We start from the raw sequence: 24,485 nt of genomic DNA, 5'->3' as shown, positions 1-24,485 counted from the left end.
CATCAGAAAAACAGTCTGATGGGTTAGTTACATATTCAGTTAAATAAATTGCTGATATCAATTTAATAGTTAACAACTAGTTAGCCACTTTTTCACTTTCTGCTTTAGGATTGTGCGTGATAAACATGGCATCACCATAACTAAAAAAACGGTACTTTTCTGCGATTGCTTGTTGATAGGCATTCATCGTATTTTGATAGCCAGCAAAAGCAGATACCAACATAATCAAAGTAGACTCAGGTAAATGGAAATTAGTAATTAATGCATCAACAATTTTAAAATGAAAGCCTGGGTAAATAAAAATTCGAGTATCATCAAAAAAGGGGCCAATAATAGCTTCTTTACATGCACAAGCCGCGCTTTCTAATGATCGAATCGAAGTTGTGCCAACTGCAATAACCCGTTTACCTCTCGCTTTACACGCCAATATTGCATCAACAGCCTGTTGCGATACTTCAACATATTCTGCATGCATGGTATGTTCAGCAACATTCTCCACCCGCACAGGTTGAAATGTGCCGGCACCAACATGTAGCGTCACAAACGCCATTGCCACCCCTTTTTGCTGCAGCGCCGCTAGTAATGATTCATCAAAATGTAATCCTGCCGTCGGCGCAGCAACGGCACCAGGCCTTTGGCCATAAACTGTTTGATAAAGTGTTCTATCAACCTCTTCATCAGGGCGGTCAATGTAAGGTGGTAATGGCATATGACCAATATCATTTAAAATAGCTAACACATCTCGCTTATCCTGAAAATCAATTTCAAATAGCGTATCGTGTCTTGCCAACATAATGGTTTTGACACTTTCATCATCACCTAATAATAATTCGGTTCCTACCTTGGGTGCTTTAGAAGCACGAATATGCGCCAACACCCGATGACTTCCCAATATGCGTTCAATCAATACTTCAATTTTGCCGCCAGACATTTTACGACCATAAAGACGAGCCGGTATAACCTGAGTATTATTGAAAACCAGCAAATCACCTGATTCTAATTTATCAACAATATCAGTAAATATACCATGTGCCAGTTCACCTGTTGAACCGTTCAAAGAAAGTAGCCGGCAATGACTACGTTTGGCTAAGGGATAATGGGCTATTAACTCATCAGGTAATTTAAAAGCAAAATCAGAGACACGCATTTCTTTACACTATTTGATCAAAACAAGCGCACTAGTCTAGTGCGGCGATAAAAACAGTGCAACAAATAAGCATCACGAAAATTAAAAATTCACTTATAATGACACTATGAATTTTCTTGCACACTTACATTTAGCTCAACGAGCACAAAGTTCCTTATTAGGAAATTTAATGGCGGATTTCGTTCGCGGTGATCCTGAAGGCTTATATTCACCAGATGTTGTAGCCGGGATCAGAATGCATCGTCAGGTAGATAAATTCACTGACCAGCACTCCATTGTGATTAATGCCAAGCAACTTTTTCGACCGCCATACCGCCGAGTCGCAGCGATCACTCTCGATTTAGTTTGGGATCATTTTCTCGCTTTATATTGGGATCAAATCGAAGCAAAACAGACTCTACCCCAATTTGTTCATTATGCTCGCCAGCAAATTGAACCAAACCTATATTATACCCCAGAAAAATTTCAAGAATTAAATGAGTATTTATGGTCACAAAACTGGCTGATCCATTATGCAGAACCTGAATATATTAATAATGTATTAAACAGCATGGCTCGCAGGCGTCCTAAACTGGCTAATTTAATCGGCTCTTTTGATGATTTTATTCTGCATTACCGTGATTTTTCTGCTTTTTTTTGGCAACTTTATCCAGCAATGATCGCTTTTGCCGAAACTCTATCAGAAAAAAGAGCGCCATTAATGAAAACAAATAAACCCTAGCTGATTAGAGGCTAGGGTTTATTACCGATTAAATAACACTCTTTAAGTAGCTCGCTTTATATCAGTGTTGTTTAGTGCTAATACGATCATAGAGTGCAAAAATCACTAAAACGATTAATGAAGGTAACAACCAAGCTAAATCATGAACATAAAGTGGTAATTTCTTCGCGACATCAGGAATAAATGCTTGCAAAAGTTCAGAAGATTTCATCGCACCTAATAAGCCAAAGATTAGACTGGTCAACATAGTTGGTGCAACCACCCTGGATGGGCACTTCCACCATTTCAAGGTAAAACTCATTAAAATCAATATAATACATGGTGGATAAATCGCGATTAATACAGGAATAGAAAATTCAATCAGTTTACTCAATCCTAAATTCGAGATCACCATAGAAAAGATTCCAAGTATCCAGACTAATTTACGATAAGAAATCGGCACATAAAGCGCAAAAAATTCCGCGCAAGCACAAGTGAGCCCAACCGCAGTTACCAGACAAGCAACAAAAATGAGTATCGCTAAGAAAAAGCTACCAAAATTACCAAAAGTATGTTGCACATAGGCATGCAAAATATCAGCACCATTGCTGGCATTAGGTAATAAGGTGCCGCTATTCTCACCCAGTTTAAACAGTGAAACATAAACCAATGTTAATAACACGCCGGCAATTAATCCAGCCCACATGGTATAACGGGTTAAAAGAGCAGAATTTTCGACACCACGTGAACGGGCAGCATTAACAATAACAATGCCAAACACCATCGCACCCAAGGTATCCATTGTCAGATAACCATTAATAAAACCATTAGAAAATGCCATTTCAGTATATGATGGCGTTGATATAATGGGTTCACCTGCCGGCCAAAGTACTGCAGCAATGCCCAAAATAGCCAATGCAAGCATTTTTATTGGCGCTAAGATATGCCCTACGCTATCGAGTAGTCGACCTGGATAGAGTGAAATAGCTATCACCACAGCAAAATAAACTAGGCTATAGATAAACAATGAAATCGATGAAACACCGCCTACTAGTGGGGCAATTCCGACTTCATAAGAAACTGTTGCCGTACGAGGTGTGGCAAATAATGGCCCAACAGATAAATAGGCGACAATAGCTAACAATAACCCCGCACATTTACCAATTGGAGCACTAAGCTGTTCGATGCCACCACCTACTTTTGCTAGCGCAATAACTGCAATAACAGGCAAACCGACACCTGTTAGCAGAAATCCAGCTGCCGCTGTCCATACTTGTTCACCAGCTTGCAATCCAACCATAGGAGGAAAAATAATATTTCCTGCCCCTACAAATAACGCAAAGGTCATAAACCCTAACGCTAAAATATCTCGAGATGTTAAACGATATGCCATAATTATTTGTTAATTTGTTGTTATTTATAATTCAGCTTAAGTAGAACCAAAACCTAAACCACTTATTATTTATTGACGCTTATCTCTGCTGATTTTTAATCAATAAGAATATTTAATTAACCTGATAAATTTAGTAAAAACAGAAAAATCCGCCAATAATAACAAATTACAAGTAAAACTTTTATAATGATAAAAGGCAATAGTAAATCGAAAAAGCAGAATAAAAATCTGAAATAAATTTTTTATTTAGTGATTAGTTTTAGTGTTTACTCAATATACGTTATATGATTTGCATAAAATTTAATCAACACTAACATCTATTCATGCAAATGCATTATTTAGCTAAATCTGTTTAACTAAAATTCAGCAAATGAAATTTAATTTTGGCCATTTTTTGTTGTTACAATTAAACTAGACGGTAAAATAAAACTAAACACCGACCCCTTACCTAATTGACTTTCAATATCTAATTGGGAATGGTGGTGTATTAATGCATGTTTGACAATTGCCAATCCCAATCCGCTACCACCCCCCATTCGACGTGAACGCGATTTATCTGCTCGATAAAAACGTTCGGTTAACCGAGTCAAATGCACTGAAGCAATTCCCGGACCATTATCGCGAATAGAAAAAAGTGCTCCTTGTTTAATTTGTTGCCAACCAATATGAATAGATGTTCCAACCGGTGTATGGTTAATCGCATTATAGATAAGATTTGAAATAGCGCTTCTCAGTTGCTCTTCATTACCATAAACATGTAATTTTTTATCCACATCAAAAATAACTTCATGCTTTCCCAAACTTAAATTTATTACATCTTGTTTTATTGTATTTAGCATTGCCGGAATATTTATCTGCTCATTCAAATTAATATGTGGTGCTATTTCAATGCGGGAAAGCTGAAGTAATTGTTTAATTAAACTATCCATGCGTGCCAATTGTTCACGCATTGAGTGTAAAGCTTTTTTGTTAGCCGAATGACTATCGATTTGCTCATCCATGATTTCCAAATAACCTTGTAAAACAGTTAATGGTGTACGTAATTCATGATTAGCATTAGCAAAAAATTCGCCGCGTAATTTTTCCAATTTCACCTTTTCCGTTATGTCTTTTGCAACCATTAATAATTGGTCGTCAATATAAGACATAATTTGAAATTCAACCATCGCACCGTTATTTAACGCTATCGTAAACGGCACAGAATAGTCGGCTAACATAAAATAATGGTTGAAATCAGGATAACGGAGTAAATTGAAAATAGATTGCCCACTATCCTCTGGCCAACGAAACCCCAATAAATATTCAGCTAAACGATTACACCAAACAATATTACCTTCTGCTGTCATGATAATAACGGCATCAGGCAAAGATTCTGCACCACTCCGAAATCGCCTAATAATCTGTACCAATTCACGCCGACGTTTACGATTGCGTTGCTGTAATTGATAAATACCATAAAAAATCGGCTCCCAAGCACCTTGTCCAGTTGGTGGCAGTAAACGACGTTCAAGCCAAAGCCAATCAGATAATTTCAGTAAATGATAACTATGCCAACACAAAGCGGCTAATAATGAAATCACGAGCAACCAAGATAGATGGCCAATAAAAAGTGATAATCCACATGCCGGTAAACAGAATAAAATCAGAACAACCACTAATTTTTTCCACGACAAACGTTCAAGCACGCCGACTTTTCCTTATAACCAACAATCAATAACGGACAGAGAAACGATAGCCTGTACCTCGAACTGTCTGGATCATTTTATCATGACCCCCCACAGCAAGTGCTTTACGTAAACGATGAATATGCACATCTACTGTCCGATCCTCAACATAAATATTCACACCCCAAACATAATTTAATAATTGCTCACGATTATAAACTCGTTCTGGATGGGTCATAAAAAAATGCAGTAATTTGTATTCTGTCGGCCCCATTTCTATCGACGTTGTCTCACTCGTTACCCGATGAGAGGTAGGATCTAGCTTCAACCCCTTCATTTCAATAACATTGTCGCTAACCATAGCTGAACCGCGACGCAAAATTGCATTTACTCTAGCAATCAGCTCTTTAGGTAAAAAAGGTTTTGTCAGATAATCATCTGCCCCAATTTCTAAACCTCGCACCCGATCTTCTTCTTCTCCCCTTGCAGTTAACATCATAATCGGGATATTTCGGATCAGTTGATCACGCTTTATATGGGCAATAAGCTGGATACCCGAACCACCCGGGATCATCCAATCTAACAAGATGAGTGCCGGATAAGGCTCTATGAGCTGCGCAATAGCTGAATCATAATCATCAGCCTCAATGGTTTGGAATCCATTCTGTTCTAATACAAAGCAAACCATCTCAAGGATCGCGGTTTCATCTTCGACGACCAGAATACGTCTTACCATGATTGATCCTATCATTATTTCATTATCAAATTAGTAGGCGCCATTATTTCATATTTATGACCATTTTATGAAATATTGTGGCGAATTTCGTCAAGTTGCAAATTTTCAGGCTAAATATGAGATATGAGATTTGATATCTAATTCACAAAATTAATTAATAACTGAATTTTTGAACGATATGGTTAAAATTTTTATCTATGATTTTTTATCGACCAGATTATAGTTATCAATAACCTATCTACACATAATTAATTTATGACCTTATTAATATAAGGAAAATATAATGCCAAACAAATTTATTGAAATGATTAAAAAACGAAGAACTATTTATAATATAGATAATTTATTACCTATCTCTGAAGAAAGACTTATTACATTGGTTAAAGAAGCAGTTAAAGAAACGCCCTCTTCATTTAATTCGCAAACATCGCGTGTAGTTATTCTATTTGGTGATGAACATAAAAAACTGTGGCATAACATTACCAAAGAAACACTAAAAGAAATTGTGGCTAAAGAGATATTTACCACGACAGAGAAAAAAATCGATAGTTTTGCTGCCGGCGCAGGTACGGTATTATTTTTTGAAGAACAAAATATTATCGAACAATTACAGCAAAAATTTCCACTTTATGCCGATAATTTTCCAGTTTGGTCAGAACAGAGTAGTGGTATGGCACAATATGCGGTTTGGACTAGCCTGGCGCAAGAAAAAGTGGGCGCATCACTACAACACTACAATCCATTAATTGATGAAAAAGTGCATGCCAGTTGGCATATCCCAAACTCGTGGAAATTACGCGCTCAATTAGTTTTTGGTGCAATTAAACAACCAGCCAATGAAAAAACATATATTGACGATGACGTGCGTTTCAAAGTCTTTGGAAAAAATTAACTCAATTTGCGGCAAAATCACGAGTTTCGCACAGGCATATAAAATTCTAGAAATGGCTTAAAAGCAATGATCAATCTGCAAGTTACTAAAACACATGAATTTTCTTAAATTACAATAAGTTGTATTTGATTTATAAGGTTTTATCTATTTATATATTATGCTGAATTAAACTTAAAAATAGCGCGTTTTTTTATTGGTGCGAAACTCGTGGTAGGGTAAAACGATTCTGTCCAGTACCACGATAGATGGTATTACCATTTTGTTGCGCTACAAAACCGGAAGATATACCGGTATTACGACCTAGTACATCAGCAAAATAAAGCATTCCAGTATTGTTATAACCTAAATTAGATTTTGCAACGGAATCGATAGGCATATAAGTACGGTCAAATTGTGCCACGAGTTTCGCACAGGCATATAAAGTTCTAGAAATGGCTTAAAAGCAATGGTTAATCTGCAAGTTACTAAAACATAAATTTTATTAAATTACAATAATTTGTATTTAATTTATAAGGTTTTGTCTATTTATATATCATGCTGAATTAAACTTAAAAATAGCGCGTTTTTTTATTGGTGCGAAACTCGTGTGTGCTTTACCATATTCTGCATGGGAAACACCGATATATCCAACGCGATTATAGAGCTCAAACCGACTGTTGGGATTATTACTATTCGATTTTTGCGTATCTAAACCTAATTCAATATTGCCAAATACTTTAACCTCATGAGGCAACTTATGCTCGGCATAAAAACCAATACGGCTTCCATCATCACCAATAATGGTTTTATTCTTTTCAGTATCCCAACTATTTATTAATCTAATCTGCCCATAAATATCAAAACGTGTATATTGATCATCATAAATACTTGTTGCCTGTGTAATCTGTGATAAAGATAAAGTAACAATAAATTTTATGATGGGTTTTAATTTTCTTACCATAAGAACACCCATTAATTTAAGCTAATAAAATAATTTAAAAATCTCACTTCAAATAATAAAGTTAATCAATTTGCTTTAAGGTAATTTAAAAATTTACACTGAAATAATAAATAGAAAATGTTTTGAAAAATAAACAAAGAATAAGGATTTATTAAAGTCTCACCACTAGTGAAATGAGAAACTAACAAATAAAATCAGCAAGTTACTAATAAAGCAAATGTGATAATACAATAAAAAAATTATTTTTATGTTTAAAATAATATTATATTTACATTCTATTTGTTGGCATAAAAGCTTATATTATAATTAATCAATCTATTTATTAAATTTAATCATTAAAACAAGATATTGTTTTTATTCTTTTTCTTATTATTAAAATTATCCTTTTATTGTTAGAAGTTTATTTTAATCATAATGGATAACAAAATATTACCTTATATTGCAAAAGTTTAATTTTAAAATCAATTTATCACTATAAATACATTATTATTTAAGATAAGAGTGACATATCCAGATGGTTAAAACCCATTAAAATTGACTTAAGCAATAAAAATTGCAATTGAAAACTAGGGTAGAGGTGTATGATCCGTTATTATATCCACGATCTTTTGAAATGGAATAACGAGGAAGCCTTGAGATGTGGTTTAAAAATTTAATGATCTACCGCTTAAATCGGGAATTTACATTATCCGTCGATAAGCTTGAAAAACAACTTGCCACACTGGCTTATAGCCCATGCGGAAGCCAAGATATGATGAAAATAGGTTGGACATCACCGATGGGACCTCACAGTGAAGCGCTAATACACTCGGTTAATAATCAAATTCTACTTTGTGCACAGAAAGAAGAAAAACTGCTGCCAGCACAAGTTATCAAACAAGAGTTACAAGCAAAAATTAAAAAACTAGAAACAGCTCAGGCGCGAAAACTGAAAAAAAGCGAAAAAGATCCATTGAAAGACGAAGTAATTCATGCGCTTTTGCCCAGAGCTTTTAGTAAAATCAGTCATACTTATATCTGGTTAGATATAATCAATAACCTGATTATCGTAGATGCAGCCAGTACTAAGCGTGCTGAAGATAACCTGGCTTTTTTACGTAAAACATTAGGTTTGCTGCCAGTTGTTCCTTTAAGTTATCAAAATCCGATCGAACTGACATTAACTAAGTGGCTACGCTCGGGCCAACCAGCCAATGGTTTTAGTTTATTGGGTGAAGCTGAATTAAAAGCACCTGTTGAAGAAGAGGGCGTGATCCATTGTAAAAAACAAGATTTATGCAGCGATGAAATTATTGCCCATATTGAAGCTAAAAAACGGGTAACAAAATTAGCATTAGAGTGGGAAGAGCGTATTCAATTCATTCTTTCGGACGATGGAACTGTTAAAAGACTAAAATTTAGTGATCTAATAAAAGAACAAAATGATGATATTGATAAAACAGATTTTGCCCAACGTTTTGATGCTGATTATATCTTGATGACAAACGAAATAAGTGCGTTGATAAAATGCCTAATTGATGCTTTAGGTGCAGAAATGAATACTTAATGTGATTGGCTTGTTAATGCACTAAAATCACTGGGAATGGCGATTTTTAATCGCCAATTTAATTTTATCGACTAGGTAAATTCCCCCTTCTGGGCTGAATGATAAATAAACTCATATCACTATACCTTTACTTGTTTAAATGAATAAATATAATTATTTGTAATAACTTATATATTTTTTATTACAAAATTGCCAACTATATAGATTATTATTTATGATTCTCAGATTAGGATTTTATCGCTAAAAATAATAGCAATAACTGTTTTAGTTATATAAGACCGGCAGTTTTATTAAAATCAATAATATAAATATATTAAAAAGCAAATAAGAATTTTTCTTATTTACTTAACAGAGAATTGAATATACCGATTTTTATATTGAAAATATTAAATAGATTAAAAAAAACGTTATCTTGGCTAGATAACGTTAATACTAATATAGTTAAATATTATTGATATACTTTGCTGTATATAGTGATTAAATAGTCAGCCCATTAAAATTTCTAAAAAATAGCTGTAAATCATAGCTAGCTTAGTAAATGCTTATGTTAATTAGCTAATAAATACAATTAGATATAAATTCTATTGTAAACATAACTATATTATTTACACAAATGATTTATAAATACAAAGATTCTACTATCAATAGTGATTATCAGCAGTATTAATAATATATTATCTAATATTTATAATAATTATTCTATAATTAAAATCTATTTTGATGCAAGTGTTTTTTGTTAAATTATTTTGTCAATTTATAACGCAATTAAATTACCTTATTTTTTATAGGTAATTATACTGTACATTAAACTGATCTTGCTTAGTTAATTCATTAGAATTATATATATTATAAATAGAATTTAACTAGTATATGAATAAAAAATTGCTAATATTTACTTCTCATTTATTAGCTTAAGGAAAAATGAAATTAATAACCTTAAATAATATAAAATATGAATATAAATTTTTTGTTGTGATATTTTAACTTCAATTAATAGTTTATTATTTTGCTACATTAATAAATTTGGAATTATTAATTATATTACTTATTAACCATATAAATAACATGGATATTAAATATAAAAATATATAACTCTATTGATTTATTAATAACATAATTGAATAAATATTGGGTATTTAATTACCCAGCTTTGACATTATTAGCAATACTCTATTTTGTACTCTGTGACATTTCCATGCCAACTAATCCCACTTTAAGATAGCCAGATTTACGTAATAAGTTCATTACATCCATTATCCTTTCATAATCTACTGTTTTATCTGCTTGAAAAAAAATAGTGGTTTCTTTATTTGTACCGGTTATTAGATCCAATGCTGATGCCAATTGTTCTTGAGAGACATTTTGCTCTCCAACATACATTTGACCATTCGCTTTCACTGTCAAAAATAACGGTTTTTCCGGTCTAGGTTGGGGTTTAGCTGCAGAAGCCGGTAAATCAACTTTAATATCTACTGTCGCTAAAGGTGCAGCAACCATGAAGATAATCAGTAAAACCAACATTACATCAATAAATGGTGTAACATTAATTTCATGCATTTCACCACTATCATTTAAATCATCGTTTAAACGGATCGCCATAAGCACTTACCTTTCTTTTTTACTATCAGCTAAATCCAAATCTCTACCTAATAATACCGTCGCTTGAGCAGCTACATCACCCAGTTGACCACGGTAAGTATTAATCATGCGTGCGAATAAATTATAAATAACCACCGCCGGTATCGCAGCTACCAGCCCTATTGCTGTGGCTAACAAAGCTTCTGCTATACCAGGCGCAACAACTGCTAAATTTGTCGTCTGAGAATGGGCTATACCAATAAAGCTATTCATAATTCCCCAAACCGTACCGAATAAACCGATAAAGGGAGAAATTGCCCCTATAGTTGCTAAATAACCATTACCTCGTCCCATGTAACGACTAATTGAAGCAACCACTCTTTCAAGGCGAAAACTGGCGCGATCTTTGGTTCCATTTAAATCATGACTGCCAGCTGATAATGTTTTTTCTGCCACGACTTCATCATATAATTTTCTAGTAACACTAGTTTTTTTAAATGTTACAGCAATTTCTACCGCATCATCGAGTGATTTTACTTTAGATAGTTTTTGCTGTTCTTTTCGTAGCTGTCGGTATGCTCCAATCAATTCGATGCCTTTTGAGAAAAACAGTGCCCAGGTAATGATTGAAGCAACAATTAATCCTAGCATTACTACCTTTACAACCATGTCAGCATGCTGATACATACTCCAAATCGAAAGATCTTGATCAAATCCTCCTTGTGCGGTTAATAAATTAGGCTCCTGCTGTAGACTCACTAAATTTTTTTCCGCAGCAAGCTGTTTCTCGCTCGATTGCTCTTCATTAGCTGAAGTCGTTTGGATTTGATTTGTAGTGGATATATTTTGCTGGTTAGGTGTATTAACAGGCTGAAACTGCTCAGACAGACCTGCCGGATTTGTCTCGGCGAATGTTATATTTATCAAACTCATTGCCAATAAAATAGAAGCTATCAATTTACGCATCAGTTGGCTATCACTCTTCGGTTATTTAATGTGATCCTTTTAGCTGAACATAACTTATGCCAGCTAGTCTATTGGTAGTAAATTTTGATTTACCACGCTTACATTATGAAAAACTGAGTGATCATACCAGACATTAAATCATTTGATAGTAATTATCATTACTATTTGATGAATTTTTTATTTATTTAACTGCTATCAATAAGTTTTGCTGCAATTTGACTTGTTCTAATAACTGATAATCGCAACAGATATTTGCCATTTTTAATACTTCCTTATCTCAAATAAACATTTTTTATCTAACTGGCTTTTATACTTAACGCTTGAATAAATCCAACATAATTCAGTTTTTTAAGGTAAACTGGCAACTATATCGATTTTTCATTTGGTTGTTCCTAACAGGGTAAGCTATGCAAGTTCTCAATGAGATCGTGATTGCAATTTGGCATCATGATTTTGCTAAACTAAATAATCCCGATATTTTATGGATTATTTATGCTGTACTTTTTACCATTATTATATTAGAAAACGGTATTCTTCCTGCCGCATTTCTGCCAGGAGATACGTTGCTTATTCTTTCAGGTGCTTTGATTGCAAAAGGTGTTCTTTCTTTTATTCCCACAATTATTATTTTAACTATTGCTGCTAGCTTAGGTTGCTGGTTAGGTTTTTTACAAGGACGCTGGCTTAGTGATACCCATTTAGTAAAACAATGGTTAAAACAGATCCCACAAGAGTATCACGATCGTGCAAACCGATTATTTAACAACCAAGGCTTGTATGCGCTTTTGATCGGTCGTTTTTTAGCTTTTGTGCGAACACTATTGCCAGTTTTAGCAGGACTTTCGACTTTAAGCCACCGGCGCTTTCAATTATTCAATTGGCTTAGCGGCCTATTATGGATTGGGATCATTGTTTCTGTGGGTTACGCAATAAATCAAATTCCTTTTATAAAACGCCATGAGAATATCGTTATGAATATTTTAATATTTTTACCGATACTGCTACTCATTAGCGGATTTATCGGCTCACTTGTCGTATATTGGAAACATAAAAAAAGCAGTTAAATATTATGGATTTTATTTGCCCAGAATAAGAAAATGGCCCGGTTAAACAGGCCATTTCAAATAAGTAATAGTTAATGCTGGATCATTTTATGCATCTCTTGGACAGATATAACCTGCTCTGTAGGATCAGCATTGAGAGAGATCGCGGTCGCAAAACCGCCATTGATAGTGGTATCATAATTTACTTTATATTGTAATGCACTACGACGAATCAGCTTCGAATCTTCTATTGCACGACGGCCCGCGGTAGTATTGACAATATAACTGTATTCACCATTTTTTATTCTATCCTGAATATGAGGCCGTCCCTCATGCACTTTATTAACTAAACGCGGGTTAATTCCGCCCTCACCCAGCACAATTGCGGTACCATGAGTTGCATCTAACTCAAAACCATGCGCAATTAATTTAGCCGCTAAATCAACAACCTTGGCTTTATCATTCTCTCTTACTGAAAGTAATGCGCGGCCAGATTTTTTCATAGTAGAAGAACAACCAAACATAGCTTTAGCAAATGCTTCGGCAAAAGTGCGACCAATACCCATAACTTCACCGGTGGAACGCATTTCTGGCCCTAAAATAGGATCAACACCAGGGAATTTATTAAATGGTAATACGACTTCTTTTACCGAATAATAAGGTGGAATAATTTCTTTCGTTACACCCTGTTTAGTTAAGGATTGCCCGACCATGACACGAGCGGCTACTTTTGCCAGTGGTATTCCTGTTGCTTTTGATACAAAAGGTACTGTACGCGCAGCACGGGGATTCACCTCGATTAAATAGACGTCATTATCTTTAACCGCAAATTGAACATTTACTAATCCTCGAACGGGTAGTTCAAAGGCCAGCTCTTTTACCTGTTCACGCATGACATTTTGTATATTCTGACTCAAGGTATAAGGTGGCAAGGAACAGGCCGAATCACCAGAATGAACGCCCGCCTGTTCAATATGCTCCATAATACCACCAATTAATACGGTTTCCCCATCACAAATGGCATCTACATCAACCTCAATGGCATCATCCAGGAAATGATCGAGCAATACTGGTGCATCATTGGAAACACTTACCGCGGTCTGAAAGTACCGACGTAAATCAGTTTCATCATAAACAATTTCCATTGCTCGCCCGCCTAAAACATAGGAAGGACGTACAACTAATGGATAACCAATACTGTGAGCCTTTTCTATAGCCTGTTCAATTGTTGTAACCGTGGCGTTTTCTGGTTGCTTAAGTCCTAAACGGGCCACTGCTTGTTGAAAACGTTCTCGATCTTCAGCGCGATCAATCGCATCCGGGCTAGTGCCAATAATTGGAACCCCCGCTTCTTCTAAGGCAAGCGCCAATTTTAAAGGTGTCTGGCCACCATACTGCACAATTACACCTTCAGGTTGTTCGACCCTGACTATTTCTAATACATCTTCTAACGTTACTGGTTCAAAATAAAGACGATCAGATGTATCATAATCAGTAGAAACCGTTTCAGGATTACAGTTTACCATTATTGTCTGATAGCCATCTTCACGTAACGCCAACGCAGCATGAACACAGCAATAATCAAACTCTATTCCTTGACCAATACGGTTTGGTCCACCACCGAGTACCATAATCTTAGATTTGCTATTGTCAGGGTTGGCTTCACATTCATCTTCATAAGTGGAATAGAGATAAGCGGTATCTGTAGCAAACTCTGCTGCACAAGTATCAACTCGCTTAAAAACAGGATGCAGTTTATAATTTTGGCGTAATTTACGGATTTCAGCTTCAGAAACACCGACTAATTTAGCCAAACGAATATCAGCAAACCCTTTTCGTTTCAATAGCCGCAAGAATTCTGCTGATAAGCCATTAATGCCAAACTCAGTAACTTTCTCTTCTAAACGAACAAGCTCTTCAATTTGTACCAAGAACCAACGATCAATATTGGTTAGATTAAATACACCATCCACAGACATACCTGCGCGGAAAGCATCGGCTATATACCAGATACGTTCAGCACCAGCATCTTTCAATTCACGGCGAATTTTTGTTAACGAGTCGAATTCATCCAAATCTACTTTAGGATCAAAACCCGTTGCGGCAACTTCTAATCCACGCAATGCTTTTTGCATTGATTCTTGAAAAGTTCGCCCAATAGCCATTACTTCACCAACAGATTTCATCTGTGTTGTCAGACGATCATTACTACCCGGAAATTTTTCAAAGTTAAAGCGTGGGATCTTAGTCACGACATAATCAATAGAAGGTTCAAAAGAAGCAGGTGTCCGTCCTCCGGTAATATCATTCATTAATTCATCAAGTGTATAACCTACGGCAAGTTTGGCTGCAACCTTAGCAATAGGAAAACCAGTTGCTTTAGATGCCAAGGCCGAAGAACGTGATACTCGTGGATTCATTTCAATAACAATTAAGCGGCCAGTTTTAGGATTAACGGCAAATTGAACATTTGAACCACCAGTTTCTACACCAATTTCTCGCAACACTGCCATCGATGCATTGCGCATGATTTGATATTCTTTATCAGTTAATGTTTGAGCAGGTGCGACAGTGATAGAATCTCCCGTATGGATCCCCATTGCATCGACATTTTCAATAGAACAGATAATGATGCAATTATCATTTTTGTCACGCACCACTTCCATTTCATACTCTTTCCAACCAATCAGCGATTCATCTATCAATAATTCGTTGGTCGGTGAAAGATCTAAACCTGTCAGACAAATATCTTCAAACTCTTCACGGTTGTATGCAATACCACCACCCGAACCGCCCATGGTAAATGAAGGGCGAATAATACATGGGAAACCTACTTTTGCTACTACGTCTAACGCTTCTTCCAGGGAATGAGCAATTCCTGAACGTGCTGTTTCAAGGCCGATTTTCTTCATTGCTTTATCAAATCGCTGACGATCTTCTGCCTTATCAATTGCATCAGCCGTTGCGCCAATCATGGTAACAGCAAATTCTTTTAATACGCCTTTACGCTCTAATTCTAAAGCACAGTTTAAAGCAGTTTGCCCTCCCATCGTAGGCAAAATCGCATCAGGACGTTCTTTTTCAATAATTTTGCGTACCACTTCCCACTGAATTGGCTCAATATAAGTCGCATCAGCTAGATCCGGATCCGTCATGATTGTCGCCGGATTGGAATTAACTAAAATAACTCGATAACCCTCTTCTCGTAGTGCTTTACACGCTTGTGCACCTGAATAATCAAATTCACAAGCTTGGCCAATAACAATTGGACCTGCACCTAAAATCAGGATGCTTTTGATATCTGTCCGCTTCGCCATTTTTCGCTCCTGATCAATCAACTTGAGTATCTAAATTTGTTTGACGATATTTTTTAATCAATTCAATAAAATAATCAAATAGGGGTTCTGCATCTTTAGGGCCTGGACTTGCTTCGGGATGCCCTTGAAATCCAAATACAGGCTTCTCGGTATGATGTATGCCTTGTAAACTTCCATCAAACAGTGATTTATGGGTCACGCGCAATTTGTCAGATAAGGTTGCTTCATCGACTGCAAAACCGTGATTTTGTGCAGTGATCATAACGCGATTATTAACTAAATCTTTTACTGGATGGTTACCACCATGGTGGCCAAATTTCATTTTAACAGTATCAGCCCCACTGGCTAATGCCAGTAATTGATGACCTAAGCAAATACCAAAAATAGGTATTTCTGTTGTTAAAAACTGTTTAATTGCTTTAATTGCATAATCACAGGCTGCTGGATCACCCGGACCATTAGAAAGAAAAATGCCATCAGGTGCCATTTTTAATACTTCATCAGCCGCTGTTGTTGCTGGCACAACCGTCAAATAGCAGCCACGATCAACGAGTAAACGTAAAATATTTCGTTTAACACCAAAATCATAAGCAACGACATGATAAGGCAGTTGCTCGCGTGCCTTAGTAGCCGATAATCCATCGGCACCAAGATGCCAACTCTGTTGCTGCCAAGTATAAATGTCTTTAGTAGTAACTTCTTTAGCTAAATCCAGCCCTTTTATTCCACCAAATAATTTAATTTTTTCTAATGCTAAATCGATGTCTAAATTTTCACCAGTAATAATGCAACCATTTTGCGCGCCTTTTTCCCTTAATAGCCGCGTAAGCTTACGGGTATCAATATCAGCAATGGCGACTGTTTTATGGCGTTTTAAATAATCAGATAAAGTCTCTTTTCCACGAAAGTTACTATAAATTAACGGTAAATCACGTATAACAAGCCCTTGAGCATGAATGATTGCGGACTTTTCATCATCTGGGTTAATTCCTGTGTTTCCAATATGGGGATAAGTGAGTGTAACAATTTGGCGGGAGTAGGAAGGATCAGTGAGGATTTCTTGATATCCAGTTATTGATGTATTAAAAACTACTTCTCCAACAACAATTCCTTCAGCCCCAATGGAATGACCATGAAACTGGGTTCCGTCTTCCAGAACCAATATAGCTGGCTTAATCAAAATACCCTCCAGGAGAATAAAAAACATTTATTGAGCATATTTATTCATGTGTAAGCCAATAAATTCGTGCCAAAATGGAATTTAAGCAAATTTTTGGCAAATTGTCCCCAATCTAATGATGAGAAGAGTGATTGTCTAGTAAAAAATAATTTTTTATTACTTTTTTAGTTAATTTATAATGAAAAATCAATGTAACTAGTAAAATGATAAATTATCTTAGCAAAATAATCGATTGCATAGCATGATAATTGTAAAAGTATGGTTTAGATAAATTTCATTATAGTAAATGTGCAAAAAATCATCTTAAGTCAATAAAATTTTTATTTTAAATAATAGAAATAAAGGTTATCAAATAAAAAACTTAATAACCGCCAAAAAAATCATGATATTAAAATTAACCTTTATTAATCAAATAGATAGATATATAAAAAATTAAATATTTTCTAAATTTAATACATCTTTCATGCTATATAAACCATTTTTTTCCCCTTTTAACCACAAACAGGCCTTCACAGCCCCATTTGCAAACGTCATCCGACTTGATGCTTTATGAGTTATCTCTATTCTTTCACCTATATCAGCAAAAATCGCCGTATGCTCGCCAACAATATCGCCAGCTCTAATCGTTGCAAAGCCAATGCTGTTATTTTTTCTTTCACCAGTAATACCTTGGCGACCATACACTGCACAATCTTTTAAATCACGGCCAATTGACTTGGCAATAACATCGCCCATTGCTAAGGCTGTTCCTGAGGGAGCATCGACTTTATGCCTGTGATGAGCTTCAATAATTTCAATATCACTATATTCGCTCATCACTTTTGCGGCTTTTTCTAATAACTTCAACATCAAATTAACGCCAACACTAAAATTGGCTGCTAATACAATAGGGATCGTTTTCGCCGCTTCTTCAATCGACTTCTGTTCAGTTTCATTAAAACCTGTAGTGCCAATAATCATCGCTTTGGCATATTTTTTACAAACTGACAGGTAATTTTGCGTACCTTCGGGACGGGTAAAATCGATCAAAATATCAAATTTATCTAAAACATTAATTAGATCATCACTAATTATAACATTTAAACCGCCAATGCCGACTAATTCACCAGCATCAGTACCTACTATACTTGAACCTTTTCTTTCTAACACAGCTCCTAAAACAACGCCATTCTGTTGTGAAACTGCTTTAATTAGTTCACGTCCCATGCGCCCACCCGCACCAACGATGGCAACACGAATATCTGAATTAGTCATGTTTATCTCTCTTGATTAAAAGCAGATTAAGTATCCTGAGTTCGATAAGGTTAACAATCATCCTAGCTTAACGCGTACAGCAACCGTCAGTGACAAAAAAAGCCATTAGAGTTGGCTTAATTAATAGATAAATTGCTGCGCTAAAAAATTCATTTAATAAAATGCCCAAATTGCTATTATTATATTTGCTTGATTTCAACACGTAGCTCTTTTGGTACTTCAAAAACAATATTTTCTTCATGACCAGAAAGTTCGATCATTTCACTGGCACCTAAAACCATTAAGCGTTCAATAACCTGACGAACAAGAATATCTGGTGCAGATGCGCCAGCAGTAAGACCAATAATCTGCATATTTTCCAGCCAATGTTCTTGAATATCATCAGCAGAGTCAATCAGGTAGCCCGGCTTGCCTGCTCTTTGAGCCAATTCAGCAAGACGATTGGAATTAGAAGAATTTTTAGAGCCGACAACTAGTACAATATCAGCCTTATTAGCTAATTCACGCGCTGCTTCCTGACGATTGGTTGTCGCATAACAGATATCATCTTTGCGTGGCCCGATAATATTTGGAAAACGAGTATTTAGCGCGTCAATAACATGAGCAGTATCATCAACAGATAAGGTAGTCTGGGTCATAAAACAGAGGTTATTTTCATCTTTTACTTGTAATTTCCAGACATCCGCCGGCGATTCAACCAGATACATACCTCCAGCCGGATTATTATATTGCCCCATTGTGCCTTCTACTTCAGGATGCCCAACATGACCAATTAAAATCGCTTCTTTACCTTTACGAGTGGCACGCGCAACTTCCATGTGCACTTTAGTCACCAATGGACAAGTTGCATCAAATAACATGGTCAGATGACGTTGCTTAGCTTCCTGTCGAATTGCTTGAGAGACACCATGAGCAGAAAAGATCAAAATAGCACCATCAGGGACTTCAGAGATTTGCTCAATAAAAATCGCACCACATTGCCGTAAATTGTCTACCACATAACGGTTATGGACAACTTCATGACGAACATAAATCGGCGCACCATAAAGCGCCAGTGCTCTATCAACAATACTAATTGCTCGATCAACACCTGCACAGAAACCCCGAGGGTTAGCCAGCAATATTTGCATTTGATTCCTCCCATTTCGGGTCAATTTCCAACACTTCAATGTTAAAAATGATATTCTGAGCCGCTAACGGGTGATTAAAATCAACAGTGATAGACTCTTCCGTCACTGCTGTTACGATCCCTGGCATCTCACTGCCATTTATCGTGGTAAATAATATGATGGCACCGACTTCAGGTATACCGACCTGAATAAAATCTTTTGGCATAAAGTATTGGATCATATCTGGGTTTGGTTTACCAAAAACGTCCTCTCCGCCTAAAATAAATGTCTTTTTTTCACCAACACTTAAACCAATTAATTGTTTTTCAAGTGCTCGCGATAGGCTTTTATCGCCAAGGCGAAAAAGTGCCGGTTTATCCTGATTATAGGTTGAATCAGCAATTGAACCATCCTCAAGTTTGATCGTGAAATGCAGCAACACGGCACTATTTGCTTGTACTAAGGTTAACATGACAATAAAAACCCACTGTTAAAAATAAATCAACCTGTTATCAACGTAAACGAACGATAATCTAAGACCCACTCGCTTTTTTATCTGTATTGATGAAACTGTCAAGAATGATGAATACCGCACCAAGACAAATCGCCATATCCGCAATGTTAAATGTTGGCCAATGCCAGTCACCAACATAAAAATCAATAAAGTCAACTACGAAGCCATGGACTAAGCGGTCGCACAAATTCCCTAGTGCTCCACCAATAACTAATGCATAAGCAATATTACTCAATTTTTTATTCACGCTTTGGCGATACATCATTACGATAAGCACCACACAAATGACAATCGCAACCAAGGCAAAGAACCAACGCTGCCATCCCCCTTTATCAGCTAAAAAACTAAATGCTGCACCAGGGTTTTGAGCATAAGCCAAATTGAAATAAGGCATTAATGGTATCGACTCATATAATTGAAAATTATTCAAAATGAGTTGCTTACTACCAAGATCAACAATTAATATCACAACCGTTAACCATAACCAGCGTAAGCCAGTAGAGCAAATAGGATTTTTCATTAGGCAAACTTACGTATTTCACCGTTACCGGCTACATTAGTAACACAGCGGCCGCATAATTCTGCATACTCCGCCTCCCGACCAATATCCGTTGCATAATGCCAACAACGAGGACATTTATCACCTTCCGCCTGCTGGAAAGCAATTTTCAATCCACTCAGTTCACTATTCTGTGCCTGAACTGGGGCTTGGCTAATATCAATTACTTTAGCCTGTGAAGTTAACAATACAAAACGTAACTCATCACCTAAACGATTAAGTATTTCAGACAGTTCTCTATCAGTATATAAAATCACTGCAGCCTCCAACGAGCTACGGATAAGTTTGTCTGCACGCGCTTGTTCGAGAACTTTATTAACCTCACTACGGATAATCAATAACTTATTCCAAAATTCATCATTAAGCGTTTCATTAACATCCAAGCCAAACAAGTCAGCATAATATTCATCAGTAAAGACATATTTGCTCTGTCTAGTAGGCAATTGCTGCCAAATTTCATCGGCCGTGAAAGAAAGGATCGGCGCAATCCAGCGTACCAAGGCCTCTATGATATGAAATAAGGCTGTCTGACAACTACGACGTGCCAAGCTATCACTTTTTGCCGTATATTGACGATCTTTTATAATATCTAAATAGAAAGAACCCATTTCAACTGAACAAAACTGCATCAAACGCTGAACGACTGCATGAAAATCATAATTAGCATAATGCATAGCGATTTCCGCTTGAGCGGCTTTCGCCCGCCCTACTGCCCAGCGATCTAATATCACCATATCTTCTGGTTTAACTTGATGTGAAGTAGGATCAAAACCGTTCAAATTGGCTAATAAAAAGCGTGCTGTATTACGAATACGCCGATAGCTGTCGGCAGAACGTTTTAAAATCTCATTTGAAACAGCAATCTCACTAGTATAATCGGTTGAAGCAACCCATAGCCGCAGAATATCAGCTCCTAAATCATTCATGACGTCTTGTGGGCTAATGGTATTATCCAAAGATTTTGACATTTTACGACCTTGTCCATCAACCGTAAAACCGTGGGTTAATACTTCTCGATAAGGCGCTTTTCCTTTCATCGCAGTTGATAGCATTAGAGACGACATAAACCAACCACGATGTTGATCAGAGCCTTCCAAATATAAATCAGCAGAATGGCCTTTAAATTCAGGGCGAACATCTACAACCGCATAGTGTGTAGAACCAGAATCAAACCAGACATCAAGCGTATCCGGGACTTTAACATAATCAGCTGCATCACTTCCTAATAGGGCAACGGGGTCAAGATCCCACCATGCCTGGATACCTGCTTTTTCAACATGTTTAGCGACTTCTTCAATCAATTCTAACGTCCGTGGATGTAATTGTTCTGTCTGCTTATGCACAAATAATCCCATCGGCATACCCCAGGTGCGCTGACGAGAAATACACCAATCTGGACGATTTGCAACCATAGATTCAATCCGGCTTTGTCCCCAATCTGGGATCCATTTAACCCCGTTAATCTCTTTTAGCGATTGTTCACGTAAACCATTTTTTTCCATACTAACAAACCACTGAGGTGTAGCACGAAAAATAACCGGTGTCTTATGCCGCCAGCAACAAGGATAACTATGCTGTAATATTTCTTTATGTAGCAATGCCCCTTTTGCCGCTAAAAGTTCGATAATTAATTCATTTGCTTTAAATACAAAAACACCGTCCAAACCAGGATAAGTATTAGGTAAATAACACCCATTTGGACCGACGGGATTTGCTATTTCAAGTTTATATTTCTGCCCAACAATATAATCATCCGGACCATGGCCTGGTGCCGTATGTACAATCCCGGTACCCGCGTCTAAAGTAACGTGATCACCTAAAATAACAGGCACATCGAAATTCATAAATGGGTGATGAAAGCGCAGTAATTCCAATTCAGAGCCATTACATTGTGCTAAAATTTGCCACTCTGTTGCTGCAATACGCTGCATTACTGTTTCAACCAGTGATTTTGCCAAAATTAAACATTCATTATTATTGACTTTCACTAATTGATATTCAAAATCAGCGTTAACCTCAATCGCACGGTTGGCGGGTAACGTCCAAGGTGTGGTCGTCCAGATCACGGCTGAAACCGGCAAAGCCGACGATTTTACGCCAAATTTACTATAAACAGCGTTAGCATCCACCGCGCTAAAGCTTACATCAATGGAAGGTGATGATTTATCATAATATTCAACTTCCGCTTCCGCTAAGGAAGAACCGCAAGCAGTACACCAATGAACCGGTTTAGCACCTTTCACTAAGTGGCCATTTTCAATCACTTTACCTAACGCACGAATAATATTGGCTTCAGTACTAAAATCCATGGTTAAATAAGGCTGTTCCCAATCACCAAGTACGCCCATTCTGATAAAATCAGCTTTCTGGCCCTCAATTTGTTCTTTGGCATATTTGCGACATTCTTCACGAAAAACAGCTGCAGAAACCTTGTCACCGGGTTTACCGATAATTTGTTCAACTTTATGTTCAATTGGCAAACCGTGGCAATCCCAACCAGGAATATATGGCGAATCAAATCCGGCCAGTCCTTTAGATTTAATGATAATATCTTTGAGAATTTTATTAACTGAGTGACCAATATGAAGACTACCGTTTGCATAAGGAGGACCATCATGCAATATAAACATCTGTTTGCCTGTTTTGGCCTGGCGAATAGCTTGGTACAAACCTTCTTTATACCAACGGGCTAACATTTGTGGTTCTCGTTTAGCGAGATCACCGCGCATAGGGAACCCTGTTTCCGGTAAATTCAGGGTATTTTTATAGTCACTCATCTAAATTCTCACTCAGTTCCAATTTTCTGCTAAATATCTAAATTATGACGACTGGAAGAATTGTCTCGCAGCCATTATATCCTTACCGATTTGCTGTCTTAATTCATCAATAGAAGCAAATCGCTGCTCGTTACGCAATTTTTTACGCAATACAACATCAATATGACGTCCATATAAATCCATATGAACATCTATTAAATGAACTTCAATTTGCTGATCAACCCCATTCACGGTTGGGCGTGTGCCAATATTTGCCACTGCCTGCAAAGGGTGATCGGCTAATCCATATACTTCTACCACATAAACGCCTTTAACAGGCATAACTAAACATTTAAATGGTATATTCGCGGTCGGGAACCCGATCGCACTACCAAGGTGGCGACCATGTACCACTCGACCACTCAATCGGTAGGGGTGTCCCATAAGATTCTCAGCAAGGGTAAGATTATCACTTAATAGTGCTTGCCTGACAGCCGTACTACTAACTCGCTGGCCAGCGTCACAAAAACTTTCAGTATTGGCGACTTCAAAACCATATTGTTCCCCGGCTTCACGAAGATATTTAAAATCACCCTGTCTATCTTTGCCAAAACGAAAATCATCACCTATCGCCAAAAATTTAACCCCCAATTTTTCCACCAGCAATTGTGAAACAAAAGCCTGCGGTGTCAATGAAGCAAATGTTGGATTAAATTTAACACACAGTAAATAATCAACGCCATATTCGGTAAAGTATTTTATCTTATCACGTAAACGCGTTAAACGTGCTGGCGCATTTGCGCCCAAAAAAAAACTCCAATGGTTGAGGTTCAAAAATCATGACCATCGTTGGCAGCCCAAGACGCTGACTCTGTTGTTTTAAATGTTTCAATAATGCCTGATGCCCTCGATGAACAGCATCAAAATTGCCAATAGTCAACACACAACCATGATGATATGCGCGAATATTATGTATACCACGTACTAACTTCATAATCGGCTCAATATAATAAAAATTGCTGGATTATACCGCTTACTACCTTGAAGGTTAAGTCACCATTTGATTAATATTTATAACAAAGATAATAAATGGTTGTTTGTCAGTAAAAAAATACTTAATCTAACCACTTTCCTATAATTTCATCCGGTTTTTCACATTTAAAACTGTATTCTTAATCAGTAAACTGGTAA

19 protein-coding genes and 1 pseudogene are annotated in these 24,485 nt (G+C 36.6%); 4 read left to right on the top strand and 16 right to left on the bottom strand.

Annotated features, from left to right (window positions below; genetic code table 11):
- Positions 1-76 precede the first annotated feature (76 nt).
- Positions 77-1,147, bottom strand: a complete 1,071-nt coding sequence (queA, locus tag V3224_RS06365; protein WP_334469384.1) for a tRNA preQ1(34) S-adenosylmethionine ribosyltransferase-isomerase QueA — start codon at positions 1,145-1,147, stop codon at positions 77-79.
- A gap of 106 nt (positions 1,148-1,253) precedes the next feature.
- On the opposite strand from queA, the gene V3224_RS06360 reads away from it, so the two are divergent.
- Positions 1,254-1,868, top strand: a complete 615-nt coding sequence (locus V3224_RS06360; protein WP_334469382.1) for an acyl carrier protein phosphodiesterase — start codon at positions 1,254-1,256, stop codon at positions 1,866-1,868.
- A gap of 61 nt (positions 1,869-1,929) precedes the next feature.
- On the opposite strand, the gene brnQ is transcribed toward V3224_RS06360, so the two are convergent.
- The 3 genes from brnQ to phoB form a co-directional block, all read right to left on the bottom strand.
- Positions 1,930-3,240 (bottom strand): branched-chain amino acid transport system II carrier protein, encoded by a 1,311-nt coding sequence (brnQ, locus tag V3224_RS06355; protein WP_334469380.1) that lies wholly within the window; start codon positions 3,238-3,240, stop codon positions 1,930-1,932.
- Between the two features lie 377 nt (positions 3,241-3,617).
- Positions 3,618-4,925: a phosphate regulon sensor histidine kinase PhoR gene (gene phoR / locus V3224_RS06350; protein ID WP_334469379.1), complete on the bottom strand. Its 1,308-nt coding sequence runs from the start codon at positions 4,923-4,925 to the stop codon at positions 3,618-3,620.
- Between the two features lie 25 nt (positions 4,926-4,950).
- A complete protein-coding gene (phoB, locus tag V3224_RS06345; protein ID WP_334469377.1) occupies positions 4,951-5,640 on the bottom strand; it encodes a phosphate regulon transcriptional regulator PhoB in 690 nt (229 codons plus the stop codon).
- A 283-nt stretch (positions 5,641-5,923) separates the two neighbouring features.
- Here phoB and V3224_RS06340 point away from each other — a divergent pair, with 283 nt between their 5' ends.
- The gene (locus tag V3224_RS06340; RefSeq protein WP_334469376.1) at positions 5,924-6,532 is read left to right on the top strand and encodes a nitroreductase family protein; all 609 of its coding nucleotides are present in this window, start codon (positions 5,924-5,926) and stop codon (positions 6,530-6,532) included.
- Positions 6,533-6,722: 190 nt separating this feature from the next.
- Here the strand turns inward: V3224_RS06340 and V3224_RS06335 are convergent, their stop codons facing one another.
- Positions 6,723-6,932: a hypothetical protein gene (locus V3224_RS06335; protein ID WP_334469375.1), complete on the bottom strand. Its 210-nt coding sequence runs from the start codon at positions 6,930-6,932 to the stop codon at positions 6,723-6,725.
- Positions 6,933-7,064: 132 nt separating this feature from the next.
- Complete coding sequence (locus V3224_RS06330) at positions 7,065-7,472, bottom strand: porin (protein ID WP_334469374.1); 408 nt, start codon at positions 7,470-7,472, stop codon at positions 7,065-7,067.
- 637 nt (positions 7,473-8,109) lie between these two features.
- Here V3224_RS06330 and rdgC point away from each other — a divergent pair.
- Positions 8,110-9,018: a recombination-associated protein RdgC gene (rdgC, locus tag V3224_RS06325; RefSeq protein WP_334469372.1), complete on the top strand. Its 909-nt coding sequence runs from the start codon at positions 8,110-8,112 to the stop codon at positions 9,016-9,018.
- Between the two features lie 1,170 nt (positions 9,019-10,188).
- On the opposite strand, the gene exbD is transcribed toward rdgC, so the two are convergent.
- Together exbD and exbB are read right to left on the bottom strand one after the other, a co-directional pair.
- The gene (exbD, locus tag V3224_RS06320) at positions 10,189-10,617 is read right to left on the bottom strand and encodes a TonB system transport protein ExbD (RefSeq protein ID WP_032115095.1); all 429 of its coding nucleotides are present in this window, start codon (positions 10,615-10,617) and stop codon (positions 10,189-10,191) included.
- Between the two features lie 6 nt (positions 10,618-10,623).
- On the bottom strand, positions 10,624-11,562 hold the full coding sequence (gene exbB, locus V3224_RS06315) for a tonB-system energizer ExbB (RefSeq protein WP_334469370.1): 939 nt from the start codon (positions 11,560-11,562) through the stop codon (positions 10,624-10,626).
- Positions 11,563-11,969: 407 nt separating this feature from the next.
- Here exbB and V3224_RS06310 point away from each other — a divergent pair, with 407 nt between their 5' ends.
- The gene (locus tag V3224_RS06310; RefSeq protein ID WP_334469368.1) at positions 11,970-12,626 is read left to right on the top strand and encodes a DedA family protein; all 657 of its coding nucleotides are present in this window, start codon (positions 11,970-11,972) and stop codon (positions 12,624-12,626) included.
- Positions 12,627-12,697: 71 nt separating this feature from the next.
- Here V3224_RS06310 and carB read toward each other — a convergent pair whose 3' ends face one another.
- From carB to ribF, 8 genes and pseudogenes are all read right to left on the bottom strand, one after another.
- Positions 12,698-15,922, bottom strand: coding sequence for a carbamoyl-phosphate synthase large subunit (gene carB, locus V3224_RS06305; protein ID WP_334470324.1), 3,225 nt, complete (start codon positions 15,920-15,922; stop codon positions 12,698-12,700).
- A 13-nt stretch (positions 15,923-15,935) separates the two neighbouring features.
- The gene (carA, locus tag V3224_RS06300) at positions 15,936-17,102 is read right to left on the bottom strand and encodes a glutamine-hydrolyzing carbamoyl-phosphate synthase small subunit (RefSeq protein WP_442889955.1); all 1,167 of its coding nucleotides are present in this window, start codon (positions 17,100-17,102) and stop codon (positions 15,936-15,938) included.
- Positions 17,103-17,534: 432 nt separating this feature from the next.
- On the bottom strand, positions 17,535-18,356 hold the full coding sequence (gene dapB / locus V3224_RS06295) for a 4-hydroxy-tetrahydrodipicolinate reductase (protein WP_334469365.1): 822 nt from the start codon (positions 18,354-18,356) through the stop codon (positions 17,535-17,537).
- Between the two features lie 179 nt (positions 18,357-18,535).
- Positions 18,536-19,486, bottom strand: a complete 951-nt coding sequence (ispH, locus tag V3224_RS06290; RefSeq protein ID WP_334469364.1) for a 4-hydroxy-3-methylbut-2-enyl diphosphate reductase — start codon at positions 19,484-19,486, stop codon at positions 18,536-18,538.
- Complete coding sequence (gene fkpB, locus V3224_RS06285; protein ID WP_180816583.1) at positions 19,467-19,937, bottom strand: FKBP-type peptidyl-prolyl cis-trans isomerase; 471 nt, start codon at positions 19,935-19,937, stop codon at positions 19,467-19,469. Before fkpB ends, ispH begins: the two co-directional genes overlap by 20 nt.
- 61 nt (positions 19,938-19,998) lie before the next feature.
- Positions 19,999-20,499, bottom strand: a complete 501-nt coding sequence (gene lspA / locus V3224_RS06280) for a signal peptidase II (RefSeq protein WP_334469361.1) — start codon at positions 20,497-20,499, stop codon at positions 19,999-20,001.
- Entirely contained in the window at positions 20,499-23,315 is a 2,817-nt protein-coding gene (gene ileS / locus V3224_RS06275) for an isoleucine--tRNA ligase (RefSeq protein ID WP_334469359.1), read from the bottom strand. The genes lspA and ileS overlap by 1 nt, the downstream gene beginning before the upstream one ends.
- Positions 23,316-23,357: 42 nt before the next feature.
- Positions 23,358-24,288 (bottom strand): annotated as a pseudogene (gene ribF / locus V3224_RS06270) (bifunctional riboflavin kinase/FAD synthetase).
- Positions 24,289-24,485: the final 197 nt, after the last annotated feature.

Source organism: Arsenophonus sp. PmNCSU2021_1, assembly GCF_036919435.1.
In the GTDB taxonomy this organism is placed as follows: Bacteria; Pseudomonadota; Gammaproteobacteria; order Enterobacterales; family Enterobacteriaceae; genus Arsenophonus; species Arsenophonus nilaparvatae.
Note: the sequence above shows the minus strand (reverse complement) of the source record. Positions and strands in the feature narration are given on the sequence as shown.

Excerpts from the sequence above, each read along its gene's own strand:
- queA (WP_334469384.1), bottom strand. The coding sequence starts at position 1,147 with ATGCGTGTCTCTGATTTTGCTTTTAAATTACCTGATGAGTTAATAGCC.
- V3224_RS06360 (WP_334469382.1), top strand. The coding sequence starts at position 1,254 with ATGAATTTTCTTGCACACTTACATTTAGCTCAACGAGCACAAAGTTCC.
- brnQ (WP_334469380.1), bottom strand. The coding sequence starts at position 3,240 with ATGGCATATCGTTTAACATCTCGAGATATTTTAGCGTTAGGGTTTATG.
- phoB (WP_334469377.1), bottom strand. The coding sequence starts at position 5,640 with ATGGTAAGACGTATTCTGGTCGTCGAAGATGAAACCGCGATCCTTGAG.
- V3224_RS06340 (WP_334469376.1), top strand. The coding sequence starts at position 5,924 with ATGCCAAACAAATTTATTGAAATGATTAAAAAACGAAGAACTATTTAT.
- V3224_RS06330 (WP_334469374.1), bottom strand. The coding sequence starts at position 7,472 with ATGGTAAGAAAATTAAAACCCATCATAAAATTTATTGTTACTTTATCT.
- rdgC (WP_334469372.1), top strand. The coding sequence starts at position 8,110 with ATGTGGTTTAAAAATTTAATGATCTACCGCTTAAATCGGGAATTTACA.
- exbD (WP_032115095.1), bottom strand. The coding sequence starts at position 10,617 with ATGGCGATCCGTTTAAACGATGATTTAAATGATAGTGGTGAAATGCAT.
- exbB (WP_334469370.1), bottom strand. The coding sequence starts at position 11,562 with ATGCGTAAATTGATAGCTTCTATTTTATTGGCAATGAGTTTGATAAAT.
- V3224_RS06310 (WP_334469368.1), top strand. The coding sequence starts at position 11,970 with ATGCAAGTTCTCAATGAGATCGTGATTGCAATTTGGCATCATGATTTT.
- carB (WP_334470324.1), bottom strand. The coding sequence starts at position 15,922 with ATGGCGAAGCGGACAGATATCAAAAGCATCCTGATTTTAGGTGCAGGT.
- dapB (WP_334469365.1), bottom strand. The coding sequence starts at position 18,356 with ATGACTAATTCAGATATTCGTGTTGCCATCGTTGGTGCGGGTGGGCGC.
- ispH (WP_334469364.1), bottom strand. The coding sequence starts at position 19,486 with ATGCAAATATTGCTGGCTAACCCTCGGGGTTTCTGTGCAGGTGTTGAT.
- fkpB (WP_180816583.1), bottom strand. The coding sequence starts at position 19,937 with ATGTTAACCTTAGTACAAGCAAATAGTGCCGTGTTGCTGCATTTCACG.
- lspA (WP_334469361.1), bottom strand. The coding sequence starts at position 20,499 with ATGAAAAATCCTATTTGCTCTACTGGCTTACGCTGGTTATGGTTAACG.
- ileS (WP_334469359.1), bottom strand. The coding sequence starts at position 23,315 with ATGAGTGACTATAAAAATACCCTGAATTTACCGGAAACAGGGTTCCCT.